This is a genomic window from Acholeplasma sp. ORD1043, from assembly GCF_057808485.1.
The window spans coordinates 1-16,209 of record NZ_JAQLOJ010000007.1 but is presented as its reverse complement, the minus strand read 5'-3'; the positions used below and the strand labels follow the sequence as shown (position 1 = coordinate 16,209).

The 16,209-nt window shown below is 31.9% G+C and carries 16 protein-coding genes and 6 tRNA genes; 5 read left to right on the top strand and 17 right to left on the bottom strand.

Annotation, left to right across the window (positions count from 1 at the left end):
- Positions 1-5 precede the first annotated feature (5 nt).
- The gene (locus PG914_RS03360; protein ID WP_488822297.1) at positions 6-1,118 is read left to right on the top strand and encodes a hypothetical protein; all 1,113 of its coding nucleotides are present in this window, start codon (positions 6-8) and stop codon (positions 1,116-1,118) included.
- 38 nt (positions 1,119-1,156) lie between these two features.
- Here PG914_RS03360 and PG914_RS03355 read toward each other — a convergent pair whose 3' ends face one another.
- From PG914_RS03355 to trhO, 5 genes are all read right to left on the bottom strand, one after another.
- Positions 1,157-1,429, bottom strand: a complete 273-nt coding sequence (locus PG914_RS03355; protein WP_488822296.1) for an HNH endonuclease — start codon at positions 1,427-1,429, stop codon at positions 1,157-1,159.
- Positions 1,426-2,109 carry a methionine adenosyltransferase domain-containing protein gene (locus tag PG914_RS03350; RefSeq protein ID WP_488822295.1) on the bottom strand — a complete coding sequence of 228 codons (684 nt, stop codon included), beginning with the start codon at positions 2,107-2,109 and terminating at the stop codon, positions 1,426-1,428. Before PG914_RS03350 ends, PG914_RS03355 begins: the two co-directional genes overlap by 4 nt.
- Positions 2,110-2,663: 554 nt before the next feature.
- A tRNA-Cys gene (locus PG914_RS03345) sits at positions 2,664-2,738 on the bottom strand.
- 49 nt (positions 2,739-2,787) lie between these two features.
- Positions 2,788-3,234 carry a low molecular weight protein-tyrosine-phosphatase gene (locus tag PG914_RS03340; protein ID WP_488822294.1) on the bottom strand — a complete coding sequence of 149 codons (447 nt, stop codon included), beginning with the start codon at positions 3,232-3,234 and terminating at the stop codon, positions 2,788-2,790.
- A gap of 41 nt (positions 3,235-3,275) precedes the next feature.
- Positions 3,276-4,235, bottom strand: a complete 960-nt coding sequence (gene trhO, locus PG914_RS03335; RefSeq protein WP_488822293.1) for an oxygen-dependent tRNA uridine(34) hydroxylase TrhO — start codon at positions 4,233-4,235, stop codon at positions 3,276-3,278.
- A gap of 184 nt (positions 4,236-4,419) precedes the next feature.
- On the opposite strand from trhO, the gene PG914_RS03330 reads away from it, so the two are divergent.
- A complete protein-coding gene (locus PG914_RS03330; RefSeq protein WP_488822292.1) occupies positions 4,420-6,549 on the top strand; it encodes an ATP-dependent Clp protease ATP-binding subunit in 2,130 nt (709 codons plus the stop codon).
- Positions 6,550-6,913: 364 nt separating this feature from the next.
- Here PG914_RS03330 and PG914_RS03325 read toward each other — a convergent pair whose 3' ends face one another.
- Positions 6,914-7,810 (bottom strand): Ppx/GppA phosphatase family protein, encoded by an 897-nt coding sequence (locus tag PG914_RS03325; protein ID WP_488822291.1) that lies wholly within the window; start codon positions 7,808-7,810, stop codon positions 6,914-6,916.
- 130 nt (positions 7,811-7,940) lie between these two features.
- On the opposite strand from PG914_RS03325, the gene PG914_RS03320 reads away from it, so the two are divergent.
- Both PG914_RS03320 and PG914_RS03315 read left to right on the top strand, forming a co-directional pair.
- Positions 7,941-8,636, top strand: coding sequence for an SHOCT domain-containing protein (locus tag PG914_RS03320; RefSeq protein WP_488822290.1), 696 nt, complete (start codon positions 7,941-7,943; stop codon positions 8,634-8,636).
- A 188-nt stretch (positions 8,637-8,824) separates the two neighbouring features.
- Positions 8,825-10,117: an ISL3 family transposase gene (locus PG914_RS03315; RefSeq protein WP_488822289.1), complete on the top strand. Its 1,293-nt coding sequence runs from the start codon at positions 8,825-8,827 to the stop codon at positions 10,115-10,117.
- 90 nt (positions 10,118-10,207) lie between these two features.
- On the opposite strand, the gene PG914_RS03310 is transcribed toward PG914_RS03315, so the two are convergent.
- The 8 genes from PG914_RS03310 to PG914_RS03275 form a co-directional block, all read right to left on the bottom strand.
- A complete protein-coding gene (locus PG914_RS03310) occupies positions 10,208-11,830 on the bottom strand; it encodes a putative bifunctional diguanylate cyclase/phosphodiesterase (RefSeq protein WP_488822288.1) in 1,623 nt (540 codons plus the stop codon).
- Between the two features lie 117 nt (positions 11,831-11,947).
- The gene (locus PG914_RS03305; protein WP_488822287.1) at positions 11,948-12,439 is read right to left on the bottom strand and encodes an SHOCT domain-containing protein; all 492 of its coding nucleotides are present in this window, start codon (positions 12,437-12,439) and stop codon (positions 11,948-11,950) included.
- A 4-nt stretch (positions 12,440-12,443) separates the two neighbouring features.
- Positions 12,444-12,824, bottom strand: coding sequence for an SHOCT domain-containing protein (locus tag PG914_RS03300; RefSeq protein WP_488822286.1), 381 nt, complete (start codon positions 12,822-12,824; stop codon positions 12,444-12,446).
- Entirely contained in the window at positions 12,824-13,297 is a 474-nt protein-coding gene (locus PG914_RS03295) for an SHOCT domain-containing protein (RefSeq protein ID WP_488822285.1), read from the bottom strand. The genes PG914_RS03300 and PG914_RS03295 overlap by 1 nt, the downstream gene beginning before the upstream one ends.
- Positions 13,298-13,568: 271 nt before the next feature.
- A tRNA-Gly gene (locus PG914_RS03290) sits at positions 13,569-13,643 on the bottom strand.
- A 5-nt stretch (positions 13,644-13,648) separates the two neighbouring features.
- Positions 13,649-13,725: transfer RNA gene (locus tag PG914_RS03285), tRNA-Pro, on the bottom strand.
- Positions 13,726-13,956: 231 nt separating this feature from the next.
- Positions 13,957-14,033 (bottom strand) — tRNA-Arg (locus PG914_RS03280).
- A gap of 8 nt (positions 14,034-14,041) precedes the next feature.
- Positions 14,042-14,117 (bottom strand) — tRNA-Glu (locus PG914_RS03275).
- A gap of 212 nt (positions 14,118-14,329) precedes the next feature.
- Between PG914_RS03275 and PG914_RS03270 the strand changes: the two genes are divergently transcribed.
- Positions 14,330-14,719 carry a DUF1801 domain-containing protein gene (locus PG914_RS03270; RefSeq protein ID WP_488822284.1) on the top strand — a complete coding sequence of 130 codons (390 nt, stop codon included), beginning with the start codon at positions 14,330-14,332 and terminating at the stop codon, positions 14,717-14,719.
- A gap of 46 nt (positions 14,720-14,765) precedes the next feature.
- Here the strand turns inward: PG914_RS03270 and PG914_RS03265 are convergent, their stop codons facing one another.
- From PG914_RS03265 to PG914_RS03255, 3 genes are all read right to left on the bottom strand, one after another.
- The gene (locus tag PG914_RS03265; RefSeq protein WP_488822283.1) at positions 14,766-15,311 is read right to left on the bottom strand and encodes a DJ-1/PfpI family protein; all 546 of its coding nucleotides are present in this window, start codon (positions 15,309-15,311) and stop codon (positions 14,766-14,768) included.
- Positions 15,308-15,943, bottom strand: coding sequence for a 5'-methylthioadenosine/S-adenosylhomocysteine nucleosidase family protein (locus PG914_RS03260; RefSeq protein WP_488822282.1), 636 nt, complete (start codon positions 15,941-15,943; stop codon positions 15,308-15,310). The genes PG914_RS03265 and PG914_RS03260 overlap by 4 nt, the downstream gene beginning before the upstream one ends.
- A gap of 128 nt (positions 15,944-16,071) precedes the next feature.
- Positions 16,072-16,148, bottom strand: a tRNA-Asn gene (locus tag PG914_RS03255).
- Positions 16,149-16,209: the final 61 nt, after the last annotated feature.

Genomic DNA, 16,209 nt, shown 5'->3' with positions numbered 1-16,209 from the left:
TACTGTTGAGTGTTTTGTTATCAAGTTTTTTCTTATTTGGTTTTACAATAGCTAAAGAAGAAAATTTTGAGATTGTAGAATCACATGATTATTACTTTGAAAACAATCAACTAATAGTGCTTGGGAATAGATCTAATATTTCAACTCAAGAAGTAAAGTCTCATTTAGAAACTGGAAAAACATTATTTGTATATGACTATTATCTTGATGACAATATTTTTGACAATAACGCCTCTACTTCTTCTGCTGTTCTCTATGTTTCAAAAAACGTTGATATACTAGACGAACATTTTGAAAATTTTGCAGACTTTAGGTTAAGTGTTTCTATTTTCTTTGAAGAAAAGTTCAGTATCCAAAGCACTAATCTGACCATCCTTAGCACATCAATATTTTCTCCATTGTATACAGGTTCATTCCGTTATGTACAAAAACCCTATGGATATATTGATGTTAGTTTCACTGTTGAAAAATATAGAAGTAACGATGTCAGCAGTTTATACTTAGTAACAACCCAGTCTTCCTTTAGTCCAGGTTCTGTTGCTTACACAAATGGTGACACTACTTATGATGCAAAATGGCAAAACTATGCTGGTTATCTTCATGTTGGTTCTTATCGTTCATTTCTTGAGTTTTACCCAGGTGAAGGAAGAAAAGGAGGAACGCCTGTATATAAAGATGCTTTCCCTATAAATCAACCTGGTGTAGTCACAATAGGATCCACTTATACAGTTGGTATTAATCTGGGTTATTCTTTTACAAATGGTTTTAGTTTGACAGATATTTCAACTGAATACGGTGGTAATATCGGTGTTAACATTGAGCGTTCATACTCTAAATCATTTACATATCCTGAACCTGCGTTTTCTGCTCAATTAAGTTCCGTAGATACAAATATCTTCCAATGGAATTATCAATATGTGAATAGACGCAATGAAACGAATCACTTAACTACAGGATATTTGTTTGAAATGAATAACTATAACCATGATTTGCTTGAAGGTGATGTCGGTATTAGTTTTTCTACTCAAATGACTTTAAGAGCTCCCGATAGTTTCTGGTGGTGGCAAAATCCAATAACACATACAATGTCTACTGACAGATGGTTTAGTTATTATTAAGATAAGTCAAATTTCTAAAAGCACGTAAACTCGTGCTTTTAATTTTTTATAAGATTTCCACATTCATCAAACATATAATCGTTCTTTTTACCATGTGTTTCCTTATTATGACATTTTCTACAAACACTTTCTAAGTTATCTAAATACATAGATATTTCAAGGTTTGAGATGTTTTCTTCTGTGAGTTTGATTTTATGGTGAACATCAACTGCCACACCGCCACATCTCGCACAACGATAATTGTCCATTTGAAGACGGTATTTACGTTGTTTTTTCCATGCCGGGCTTCCGTAAAACTCTTTAATTGTCATTTTAGTCGCTCCTTTATTTTTTCTACCTTATCTAAACGATCCCATGGCAGAGTATCTGTATGTACCCCCACTTGCCCATAGGTTGACAACTCATAGAAGCTGACCACACCGATTTGCTCTTTAATAAATCTAGGCTTTAGGTCGAAGGTGCTATGAATCACTTGTTTGATAATGTCTAATTCAATTGTTTCAGTATCGAATGTATTAATTGATATACCTACTGGTTCTTCAATCCCAATTGCGTATGCAATCCCTATTTCACACTTTGTTGCAAGTCCAGATGCAACAATATTCTTTGCCATATATCTTGCATAGTAACTCGCACTTCTGTCACCTTTAGAAAAGTCCTTACCACTCCAAGCACCACCACCATGTAGTGCAAGTCCACCATAACTATCACATTGTAGCTTACGACCAGTTAGTCCTGAGTCTGCGTATGATCCACCCTTAACAAATTCTCCAGTAGGATTAATCAATATTTTAGTTTCACTATTAATTAGTTCACTTGCAATAGTTTCTTTGATTACTTTTAAAATAAGTACTTCATAGATTTCTCTTATGATTCCTGGCTTAGTTTGTAGAGATACAACAACAGCTGTTACTGCTACCGGTATACTCTTATCATACTTAACTGATACTCTACATTTACCGTCTTTGAAAAAGAGTGTTGTTTCTTTCATATATCAAATCTTAGTCAATTTAAGGAAATCCGATATAAATATGCCTTCTGTCATTAACCAAATCATAGACTTTAGTATCCAAAGCATTAACAATTTAACTGGTGAATCCGAAGACAATCTGTCACTGATTTCAAAGAGATTAATATATACCAATCAAAGAAAGCATTACCAAATTTTATTAAAAGGATTAAATCAATACAAAACCTTGAAGACATTGAGAAGATACGAAATATTATAGACTATGTTAATATTGACAGTGATTATCATTTTCACATTAAACTTTCATTGCTCAAAAATGGACAACTTAACATGAATCTCATTTCTTCGTCCATCAGTTTAAAGATAGGAAACATACATAAGAATGTCAATTATACACTTTATGTATAGGGTTCAATCACTTGTAATGGACTAATTTATGAATCATCTATTCAATCACACAACCTATCATGAGAGATACAAATCTTATGATAGGTTTTTTTTATACAAAAAAATGCCCTATAAGGGCATAAATTTGTGTAATTAGTCCGTTTTATCGAACCAATTCAAGATTATTTTGGAGGTCCCGATCAGATTTGAACTGACGCGTAAAGGTTTTGCAGACCTCTGCCTTACCACTTGGCTACGGGACCATTAACGCTATTATATTATAGCGTTTAGCCCCCAAATTGTCAACGAGAATTAGACACCTTTGGTCCATTTATTAAACCAGTTTTCAAGCTCATTATTTAATAACTTAAATGTTTCCTCAAATTTACCGGTTAAGTAAGGATCTGGAACATCTTTTTTGCCACGATAAAGATAAACTTTATCTTTATAATAACCTTCTTCAAATTCAATTAAGAACTTGTAGTTATATTTATCCATAGCAATGATATAGTCATAATCAATGAAATCTGTTTCTTTGATTTTTTGACTAAATTTTGGTGTCATTAGGATTTGATACTTCTTTAAAATGTCTTTAGTTCCTGGATGAACCGGATTTCCTTGTTCCCAAGAAGCTGTTGCGCGTGATTCAAAATGAAACTCATTAGAAAGTCCATTTTTTGCTGCATAATCTTTAAAAACAAATTCAGCCATAGGAGAACGGCATATGTTCCCTAGACATACGAATAAGATACGCTTCACTATACTTATCTCCCTTAAGTCAATGTTGTATCTACATTCTACTACAATTGTTGTTTTAATTCTAGATTTCGAATCTTAGCATCTTCCATAGTATAACCATGAGCAATTACCCAACGGTTTCTAGGATGTGTTCTACATTCATCACAACATGAACCCATGTATTTCATTTCAGAATTTTCACTCATTAAAATTTGTTTATTACATTCTGGGTTACCGCAATTTACATAGCGTTCACAAGGTTCACCTGTAAAGTAATCACGACCAACCACTTGTTTATCAACTTGGTTGATTTCAACTGCAATACGTTCGTCAAAAACATACATTTGACCATCCCACATCTTACCCTTAACTTCTTCGTCACGGCCATATGTGTGGATACCACCATGTAATTGACCTACATCTTGGAAACCTTCTTTAACTAACCAGCCTGAGAATTTTTCACAACGAACACCACCAGTACAGTAAGTAATGATTCTTTTACCTGCTAGCATTTCTTTGTTTTTCTTTACCCAACCAGGTAATTCTCTAAATGCACGAATATCTGGTTTAATAGCGCCTCTAAAGTGACCTAAATCATATTCATAGTCGTTTCTAGCGTCTAGTACAACAGTATTTGGATCTTGTAGAGCTTCCATCCATTCTTTTGGTGTTAAGTATTTACCTGTAATTTGATTTGGATCTAAATCATCTTCACCTAATGAAAGGTTAACAAGTTCTGGTTTAACTCTAACATGCATCTTATGGAATGCATGACCTTCTGCTGGGTCGATTTTAAAGAAAAGATCAGAAAATCTTGGGTCACTATGCATGTAATCCATGTAAGCTTTTGTTTGTTCAATTGTACCTGAAACAGTACCATTGATACCTTCTTTAGCAATTAAAATACGTCCAAGTAAACCTAATTCTTTACAGAATTTTAAGTGTGCTTGTTGGTATTCTTCTGGATTTTCGATATTCACATATTTGTAATAAAGTAAAACTTGATATTGCGGATTATTCATAAACTCATTCCTTCTATTGAAAATGTCTGCACTATATTATATATGATTCTCATATATTTTCCACTAAGTTGCTTCTGTGTAAAAATGTCTAAAAACATAATCTACGAATATTAGCACTCTTTACTTGACAGTGCCAATTGCTTCGTTTTATAATAGATTGTGTACAGAAAAGAGGTGTCTTAATATGCAATTTAACATGATGGAAGATTATTCAAAAGATCCAGAATTACTTAATAAATTTGGTAGAAACATTGTTGAAGCTGTGAAACTTGGAAAAATCGATCCTGTGATTGGTCGTGATGAAGAAATTAGACGCATCATTAAAATTCTTTCACGTAAAACTAAAAACAACCCAGTGTTAATCGGTGAACCAGGTGTAGGTAAAACTGCAATTGTTGAAGGCTTAGCTAGAAGAATTGTTAAAAAAGACGTACCTTTAAGCCTTCAAGATAAAATCGTCTACGAACTTGATTTAGCAGCGCTTGTTGCTGGTGCTAAATTTAGAGGTGAATTCGAAGAAAGATTAAAAGCAGTTTTAAATAAAGTTAAAGAAGCTGATGGTAACATCATTCTATTTATTGATGAATTACATACAATTGTTGGTGCTGGTAGAGCAGATGGGGCAATGGATGCATCTAATATGTTAAAACCAATGCTAGCTCGTGGTGAATTACATTGTATCGGTGCGACTACTTTAAATGAATATAGAAACTATATTGAAAAGGATTCAGCACTTGAACGTCGTTTCCAAAAGATCTTAGTAACTGAACCTACAGTTGAAGACTCTATTTCAATTTTAAGAGGCTTAAAAGACCGTTTTGAAGCACACCATGGTGTCCAAATCCAAGATAACGCAATTGTTGCAGCAGCAACCCTTTCTTCAAGATATATTACAGATCGATTCTTGCCAGATAAAGCAATCGACTTAATCGATGAAGCTTGTGCTTCTGTTCGTATGGAAATCGATTCAATGCCCGTTGAGCTTGATGATCTTCAAAGAAAAATCTTACAACTTGAAATTGAAAAATCAGCTTTAAAGAAAGAAACAGATACAATCTCAAAAGAACGTTTAACTAAACTTGAAAAAGATTTAGATGATTTAAAACGTGAAGAAAAAGTATTAAAAGAAAAATGGCTAAAAGAAAAAGAACAACTTGTAGTCATTAAAAACAAGAAAGAACAATTAGAAAAATTAAAGAATGAACTTCAAACTGCTTATAACAAAGGTGATTATTCAAAAGCTGCCGAACTTCAATATTCTAAAATTCCTTCATTAGAAAAAGAAATTAATACTTTATCTAGTGAAGAATCAAAAGATAAGTTATTAACAGAAATTGTTACAGCAGATTCAATTGCTGAAATTGTTGCCAAATGGACCCATATCCCTGTTACAAAACTGTTATCAGGTGATAGAGAAAAATTACGTCATATGGAGTCTTACTTAGGTAAACGTGTACTTGGTCAAGATCACGCATTAAAACTCATTAGTGATGCGATTATCCGCCAGAGAGCGGGTATTAAAGATGAAAGAAAACCAATTGGTTCATTCTTATTCTTAGGACCTACAGGTGTTGGTAAAACCGAGGTAGCAAAATCTTTAGCAGACATACTATTTGATTCCGAAAATCATATGGTTAGATTTGATATGTCTGAATATATGGAATCCCATAGTGTCTCTCGTTTAATTGGTGCACCTCCAGGATATATTGGATATGATCAAGGTGGTCAATTGACTGAGGCAATTCGTAGAATGCCATACTCAATTGTCTTATTTGATGAAATAGAAAAAGCCCATCCTGAAATCTTTAACGTACTTCTACAAGTACTTGATGATGGTATCTTAACAGATGGTCAAGGTCGTACTGTAGACTTTAAAAATACAATTATCATTATGACTTCTAACATCGGTTCAGAGTATTTATTATCGGATGAAGCTGATGCTAAAGCAAAAGTTGATAGTTTAGTTAAACAATCATTTAAACCTGAATTCTTAAACAGAATTGATGAAATCATCACATTTAATGCCTTAGGCTTTAAAGTTCAAGTTCAAATAGCAAGAAAGATGTTAGATGAATTATCTAGTCGTCTGCTGCTTCAAAATATTCATATTACTTTTGATGATGAAGTTTTAAAATATGTCATTAAAAATGGATATGATGAAAAATATGGTGCACGTCCATTAAAGAGATTTATTCAACGTCATATCGAAACATTTATCGCTCAAGCAATTATCAATGAAAGAATTGAACCACATTTAGATTATGTTGTAACAATTAAAGATGAAAAACTTGAGATTGATAGAAAAGTAAATTAATTAGGCTTCTAGTTTAAACACTACCTTGTTGTTGGCGCAATCAAGGTAGTGTTTTTTTAATATTAAAAAAGCTTAAGAAATCTTTAGTGAACCTCAAAAAGTAGACTTTTTAATTGTCTACTTTTTCTTTTGTTCTTGTTTGACTAAAAAGTCCTGGTTTTTTTTTAGTATTTCAAATCGTTATCTATAATCAATTATTGATTTATTCATCGGTCTACCATTTGTTGCTAAACCATGTTTCTTGAATATTTCATTCCATGTTTTATGATTCTTTTTGGAACACCGTACTTTTTTTAATAAATAACTAGCACGCTCACCAAATTTATAGGCTTGTAATATCTTATTTAAAAAATCTAAATTATCCTTATGCTTTCTTTCTAAATTGTGTTAATGCATAACCTTCTCTAATACCATTTTTACCTACGTATAAACGTTCAGCATCAAAGTATTCAAATAAGGTTTCTAGAATCGCTAAACCTGGCATAATTGTATGGAATCTTTCAGGTGCTAATCTAATTAAGTTAATGTAGGTACTCTTTTTTGTTGGGTCAATCTTTTTCATGATGTATTGGATATTCTCTTTAGTTAAATAATCCACATGTTTATTCATCATACCTTCATATAGACCTTTGGCAGTTTTTAATGTGCCACCAATTCCATATAATACACTCATCTTAAGTCTTGGTACTTCATTGTCATCAAGCGCATGTAAAACACCTTTTTTGATTTGATCTATTTCACTTTTAGTTGGTAACATTTCTTTAACATAAGTTAAATAACTATTTAATGAACCCACCGGTAAAGAGGTAGCAAGATCCAACTTCTTCTTAATGATTAAAGATACCTCAGTTGATCCGCCACCAATATCAATAACGACACCTTCGCTAAACTCAAATTCATCTTTAATACCTGCAACCCCAACAAATGCTTCTTCTTCACCAGAAAGCAAGGTCACCTTAACACCAGTTGCTGCGTGTATTCTGTTAATGACTTCATTTTGATTTCTTGCATTTCTAATGGTTGCAGTAGCTATTAAGAAGAGTTTATCTGCTTCATAGATTTCACTATCTGCTACAAATTCTTTGACTGTTAGGATTGCTCGTTCAATCCCAACATCAGATAAAAATCCTTCCGGAAGTAAATATGAGGCTAATCCTAAGACTTCCTTTCTAGAATAAACCTTACGTAATTTATTGTTAATATAATCATATACGACTAATCTTACTGTATTTGAACCTAAATCAATCACACTATATCGCATAATATCAATCCCCCTTATACTTCCATCATACCAAATAATATTTTTTAAATTCTAGTTTAATGCCTAACGATAACTTTAATTGTAAAAATTGGAGTTTGTTGATAAAATTATCATTAAAGGGGGCTACGATATGAGAAAAAATTATAATTTAACACTTCTATCTTTAGCTATAGCGTTTTTAGTTGCTCAAGTAGCAAATTATGTCTTACAAGAATATTTTGGGTCAGCCAGATTATCGATTGGTACTTTTTTTGAAACCATTATATTAATCGGGGTTGCATTCATCTTCTTAATTCAATTTGTGAATTATCGAAAGGTCATTTCGATTATTACAATTGTTTATGGTGGATTTAATGTGTTATACGCAATTTTAAGCCGTACAACAGTAAATGATATTGTTATTAACACTGAAGTTGAAGTCTTAACCGTTTTAGGTTTACTGATTGGTCATATTTTATTTGAGGTTGCAGCACTATTCAATTTAGTTCAAAATACAAAGGCTAGATTTGAAAACAAGTTTGCGTCTAAATTAATTCTTGTGACATTAACCATTTCACTCGTTCTACTTGCTGCAGTTTCTCCGTTCTTAACTGAAAATACATTTGGTTCAGTTTTAAAACAAGTCATTGCAGTTGGTTCAATCGGATTATTCTATGCGATGTTATACATTTCTGCTAAAGATACACCAGAACCTGAGGCAACTCCAATCAAGCAACCTCAATCGAATAAAGAACAATTAATATTAGAACTGCATGATTTATACCTACGTGGTATGATTACCTCCGAAGAATACGAAACAAGAAAACAAAGAATTTTACAACAGTAACAAAAAAGGACCTAATTTTCAAGGTCCTTTATTTTAAGATATATAAAATATTTGGAGGTAAATGATACCCAATCAAATATTTGGAGGTAGACCTCCATATTTTTGATAGATGATTTGTTTGGAGAAAAAAATAAAAGATCTCGCTTATAATTGAAAGTGACTGTAACAATCAAAGATAAGGAGACCCTATGTATGATAATATTATACATCTTTTATACTTAGACACAATTAAAAATAGAATTGAACAATTAGAAGTGGAAAGAATCAATCAAGTTTTAAGAATTGAAATAAAACTCAAAAAGGAAAGTTTAAATTGTCCTGTCTGCCAAGCACAAACTAAGTTTCACAGCTACCGCTTAAAACAAATCAAGTACAGTTTACATGGTCAAGAATCATATCAAGTTATTTATCATTCAAGAAGATATAAATGTCCATTGTGTAAGAAATATATCAGTGAAAGAAATCCATTTACAAACAAACATAAGAACCTTTCAAACTTGACTAAAAGATCCATTCTAGAAGTATTAAAGGAACCAGAAAGAACCTTTAAAGATATCGCATTGCAACATCATGTATCCAGTCAAACGGTGATAAATATATTTGATCAAACAATTGATGCCAAGCGATTACCCTTAGGGAAAACAATCTGTATGGATGAGGTTTTTATCAGTAAGAGAAAAGGTTCACCATATGCCTGTGTACTGTATGATTTTGATAGGCGTAAAATCATTGATGTCATTTCAACCAGACATAAACATTATTTGAATCAATACTTCTTACGCATACCCATCGAGGAAAAAGATCAAGTGGAGGTCTTTATCATTGATATGTGGGAAAGTTATAAAGACGTTATTCAAGCAAATTTCCCAAAAGCATTAATAGCTGTAGATTCATTTCACGTGATAGCAAATCTAAATCGAGCAATGGATCGAATCAGAATTGATACCATGAATCGATTTAGATTAAATAAAACCAAACTAATCAATAATGATATGTATTATTACATGTTAAAGAAATTTCATTTTTTCTTCAAAATTGACCTCGATCGCTTAAGAGATTTCAAACCCGTATATATTCAAAAACTGGATACACACTGGGATAAAACAACCATTTTAGATTATCTATTAAGCATTGATGAAACTTTGACTAGATGTTTCAAATTAAAAGAACGCTATCGATATTTTAACTTAACAGCTGAATATGAAACCTGTGATCAAGAACTGGATGAACTCATTAATGAATTTATATCAAATCCGGTGAGTGAATTTAGAGAGTTTGGTAGAATGCTTAAAAACTGGCGTAAAGAGATTAAAAACTCATTCCTAACTTCATGTGGAAGACGCATATCTAACGGTCCTATAGAAGCAACTAATTCAAGAATTAAAACAATCATTAAAACATCAAATGGCATTCAAAACTTTTATCGATTGAGAAATAAAATTATGTATTCAATTAATAAATATGTACCATTCAAAAACTAATTATTGACTGTTACAGCAACAAAAAAGGAGGTACCTCCACATTTTTTACAGGTGAATGATACCTCCATATTTTTTATAGCCTAATTTGGATTAACCTCCAAATTTTTTATAGGGCCTTATTTTATAGTGATCAATAATTTTGCTACCAGTCATTGGTCTTGCATAGTAGAATCCTTGTACATAATCGATATTAAATGATTCTAAGATTTCTTCTTGAGAAGATTTTTCTACGCCTTCTAAGACCACTTTTTTATTAAGTAAATGTGCTAAATCAACAACAAATTTTAAGAAATGTCTTTCATTTTCATGTTCATGGATATTACTAATATAGCTCTTATCTATTTTTAAAACATCAATTGGTAAATGTTTTAAATAATTTAATGATGAATATCCTGAACCAAAATCATCCAGAGCAATAATATAACCTTCACTCTTTAATCTTTGTAAGACACATAAGGATACTTCCATGTTATCTAGTAATACGGATTCGGTTACTTCAATCACAATTAAAGATTTATCTATTTGATACTTATCTGATAATTGATTTAATTTATCCACTAAATTTGGATACATTAACACTTTACCTGAAATGTTAATAGATGCTCTTGTTTCTATACCTAATTGTTTCCATTCATCAAGGGCTGAAAATACTTTTTCAGTCACAATATCAGTTAAATCAACAATGGAACCTGATATTTCGGCTAAGTAAATGAAATCATTTGGTGGAATATTACCCAGTTCTGGATGTTGCCATCGAAGCAGTGCTTCAACACATACAAGTTTTTTTGTTTTAAAATCAAAGATTGGTTGATAGACTACATAAAAGTGATCTTTTATAATTGAATGAAGAATTTGGTTTGTAATAAATACTTCACGTTCTTTTAAGATTTGCATCTCTTCTGAATAGAACATAATTCGGTCTTTACCACGTCTTTTAGCTTCACCTAAGGCTAATGTTGCATAACGTAATAAATCTTGGAATTGGTCTGATTGTGATGGGTATAATGAGATACCACCAGATGCTGTATAGAAGTATGCCTCACTTTGTTTCTTAAGCAGAATCTTGATATCTTCTAGAATCTTTTGTGCGCGTAATTCAATTTCATTTTTATCTGAGATGTTTTCAAATACAACAACAAATCCATCGTCAGAAATTCTTGCAACTAAGTTCCCTTTTGAGTTCTTCTTTAATTCTTGTGCGATTTCAAATAATGCATTATCACCCCAAGCATAACCCTTAATTTGATTGATTACACCAAAGTTATCAATATCAATATAAAAGATTGCAAAAGGAATGCGTTGATTGATTAATTTTTGAGTTTTTTGTTCAAGTTTGTTTTTATTAATTAAACCAGTTAAACTATCATAATATGCTAACTGATAGTGGTTTGACTCAAGTTCAGTCAATTTTTCGTTCTTATCTTTTAGTTCTGAAAAAACATGATTTAAGTTCATGCTTGATTCAATATGCGTCTTAATTTGTTTATAGATTATGTAGTAAAATGAAAACCCAATCAGAGACAAAATGATACCAGATGTATATCTTTGAATCATAGAGAGTAAAACAGGATCACTATTGTAATTATTTAAGATCCAATCTGAGATGAATAAGTAAATGAAACTTGCGATGAAATACCAAATCATAATAGCGAATGTCTCACGATGCGCTGATTGAGTTTTGTATGACCCTAGTTGTTTATAATCGTTCTGCATGTTCTACCGTCTTTTTCATTTTTTCAACTAATTCTTATTGTACACGATAATCGCAACATAATGCAACCAATTGATAAAAAAACAGCCACTTTTGAAAAGTGACTGTAAGCGTTTGTATTATTGAACTGATTCAATGATTTTTGCACGGCGTACTTCATATTCTTCTTTAGTAATAAAGCCGGCATGATACTGTTCTTCTAATACTTTGATGCGTTCTTCTAGACTAGGTCCAGAAGTTACTCGGTTCATCGGTTTGAAATCTTTTAAGCAAACCCCTAGTGTTGCAAAGACCCCAGTAATGATCTGTCCACCAATGTATAAGTAAATTGCCCAGACTAATGCTTCTGCCTTAGTTGCATTACCTTTTCTTGCTTCTAATAATCTAAAGCCAGCAATAAGATCAAGAGCAGCTAAAACTAACATGACAATACCGAATACTTTAAACATTTCCATAAGCGATATTAAGATCTCGTACTCATCTGGTGTAAGCCCCGCTTGAGTGGTACTAATGACTGATTCAAGTGAGACAAAAATGATGCCTCCTAAGACTAATGATGCAGCATATACGAATGATAAGATTGCACCAACTAATAAAAATGGTTTATTCATTTATTTATATCCTTTCTAATATATTTTTTCTTCTTATTTCATATTCCTCTTTGGTAATCATACCCTTATGTAATAAATCATCAATTTCTTTTAAGCGTGTTTCGACATTAGAAATACTCATAGGTTTTGACTTGTTATCTTGGTTTGCTGCAATGATTGTTAGAATACCAGAAATGATTGTTGTAAAGATTAAATAGATTCCCCAACCAACAACAACTCTTTTTGATACTTCGCCTTTTTTACCGTATTCTAAGATTACAATTGAAATCACATTGAAAGCACTGATTGCAAATCCTATGATGAAGAAATCTTCAAAAATAAATGGCATGATGATTGCTGATATGATAGCAAACACTTGTGAAGTTGTTAATAATCCTTTATGCATTAATTAATATCCTCTATTACTTTCTTTCTTCTAAACTCATATTCTTTTTGGTTAATTAAGCCCTGTGCATAAAGTCGTTCTAAAGCTTTTATTTGTTCTGCTAAACTATTTACAACAACTTTAGGTTTTTCAATTTTATCCTCATATACAACTTTTGATTTAGAAGCTAGTATGCCAAAGATACCACCAGCAATTATGCCTCCAAATAATAAGTAGATTCCCCAGACTAAAACCTCAGTACGCATGCGTTCATTCTTCTTAGCACTTCCTAATCTAACCATTGCTATTATATTAGCAACAATCATTAAAAGTAAAATGACAGTGATAAGTCCATAAATCAAGGTCCAATTCTCTTCTTCTTGATATGTCATGGTTACTTGGAATAATAAAGATGCGATGATCAAAAAAGGTGCTAGAATGGCTAAGCCCATTGCTGAGAAAACTATACTTAAATCTAAGTGTGTTCTATTCATATACTTAACCTCTTTGTATATCTATCTTCATTATACTTCAAACTTTCTATATAATCAAAGAATATCATCAAAATATTATTATAAATTATTTTCGATTATTTTTGATTATTAAAATAGTGGTTATATCATCTATATAAAACTAGATTTCTTAAGTGGTATTGATCGTTAACGATAAAAATTAAAGGTGCTTAACTAAAGCACCATTTTAATTAATGTATCTTATGAATAGATAAAATAAAAAAAGCCGTTAGGCTTTTGTTAACATCAGTATTGGAGCGGGTGAGCGGAATCGAACCGCCGTCTTCAGCTTGGAAGGCTGGGGTAATAACCATTATACGACACCCGCAAAAATGGTCGGGAAGACAGGATTTGAACCTGCGGCCCCCTGGTCCCAAACCAGGTGCTCCACCAAGCTGAGCTACTTCCCGTTACTCACATGCTCATTTATTGTATCAAATGAATGTGATGTTGTCAACATGTTTTGTTAACTAAATTTTTATTTTTGCGGAATCAAATCGGTTAAGATTTTGACCACTCTTATTCTACTACAATAATAAATTAAATCAAGTTTTTTCGATTAAAAAACATAATAATTTTTTTAGCTTAAAAAATAAAAAAAGAACTACCAAGTTCTTAGAATTTTCCCATGTGAGTTTAAATGGCGCACCCAAGAGGATTTGAACCCCTAACCTTTTGATCCGTAGTCAAACGCTCTATCCAATTGAGCTATGGGTGCAAAACAAATGGTGACCCGTATGGGATTTGAACCCATGAATGCATGCGTGAAAGGCATGTGAGTTAACCGTTTCTCCAACGGGCCACTTGATGCGCATGTATAATTATATCAACTTATTTTTATTTGTCAACAAAGTTTTCAAATTTTTTTAAGATAAAATTTTACACATAAATTTAAGCTTATATCTACGATATAAAGTCGACTTTCTCTCATAAACACTTCTTAAATCCTTAAGTATTATATCACATTAAATTTAAAAATCTAGATACAATTTAAGTAAATTTAAGAGGGAGTATATGAGAGCAGTTATAAGTGCTTATAATCAAGCAATAGATCCATTTAAAAATAAGGTTGATGAACTATTTACTTTACTAGAAAGTTGTTCAAAAGAGTTAACTTATAAGATTTGGCATAACACAGTTGTATTTTTTGATGATGGCAATCCACTTTATGGATATTCACTTAAAAAAGCTGGTTTAGAATTGATGTTTTGGAGTGGTCAAAATTTTATGTCTAATACATTAAGACAGGTAGGCTCATTTAAAGCCGCTGTAATCAATTTTAAAGCTGATGAGAAACTACGAGTGGAGTTAATCGAAAAGCTTGTAGAAACGGTTAAAATGACGCAATATGACTACTATAAGAACATTGTAAAGAACAAAGGTGTCTTAAATCGATTAAAATAAAGCGTATTAAGTATTTAATAAGATGCTTAATATATAAAAAAGAACATCAATAGACGATGTTCTCTAAAAGTTGTTTAGCTGCAGCTTCATCTTTAATTTTAGTAATTAGTGCATATACAAATTCAATGACTGCACCGGCTGATCTTGCTGTAATGATCTGATCTGTTGTAACAGACTTTTGATTGCCTAAGTATTTGCCCTTTGGTGCATCTTTCTCACTTCCAGGGAAAGCTGTAAATTCTAAATTATCTAAGATACCTAAACGCCCTAAGAATCTTGGTGCTGCACAAATCGCACCAATTAATTTTTTCGCATCATAAAATTTCTTAATTGTTTCTTTGATGATGACGTCTTGATCAATTATTCTTGCCACATATGGGCCACCAGGAATGAGTAGGAAATCATATTTTGATAAATCGATATCTGCTAACAAAAAATCAGCAGTTATGACTTGTTTATAGCTTGTTATAACTGTTTTTTCTTTTTCCGTAGATGCTGAATCCACTTCTATCTTTGCACGGCGTAGTAAAGCCATCGTTGATAATGCTTCATTATCTTCCATACCAGATGAATATAAGAATAATCCTCTCAATTTAGTGCCTCCATTAAATGAATTAATGTCTCTAAAATTAATCCAGCAAGGTTAATCTCTGACTCTTTATATTGATCCATTTGATGCTTTTCACCAATTAAATCTGATACAACTTTAAGAGATAAAACAGGTAATTCAAAAATTTCACCAACTTGGAAAATACCAACTGATTCCATGTCAACTAGATGCGGTTGTTCAACAATTGGTTTTGTTCCAAAATAATCACCAGAGTAAATATCCGCCTTATGAAAATGAGTCAATTTTTCATCAAATTCTTTATTTAATTTAAACCATTTTGGCATCTTAGGTACTTGGCCAAATTCATATTTAAATACTGTTAAATCAAAATCACTGTAGGTTGCACGATTAACGATGTATGGGTGATGCGTTAATACTTGATAACCACCTGCAATACCCACATTTATGATGAGATTAATCAAAGGTTGATATTTCATAATAGCATATGTCGTTGCACTTGCAGCATTAACTCTTCCAATTCCAGTGATGACTAAAACTACATCTTGACTGTTTATTTTACCTTCATAAGTGTGAAATGGATGTTCTTCGACTAAATTGAGCGAAGGCACAATTTCTTTCACTTCATCCATCATTGCTGCTACTAGTAAGATCATATACTTATCTCCTAAATTTCCTTTTAAAAGTTTACTACTTTATTATATAAGATAATAATTTAATATACAATGAAAGAATTTATGCAATAAAAAACCCCAACTTTTAAGCTGAGGTTTGAATATCATAATGGCGCCCACTGCCTGACTCGAACAGGCGACCCCCTGATTAACAGTCAGGTGCTCTAACCGACTGAGCTAAGTAGGCAATTCAGTTAATAGGTAAGGGTACCTTTATGTTACTTATTAATATTATATCAAATAAAGAG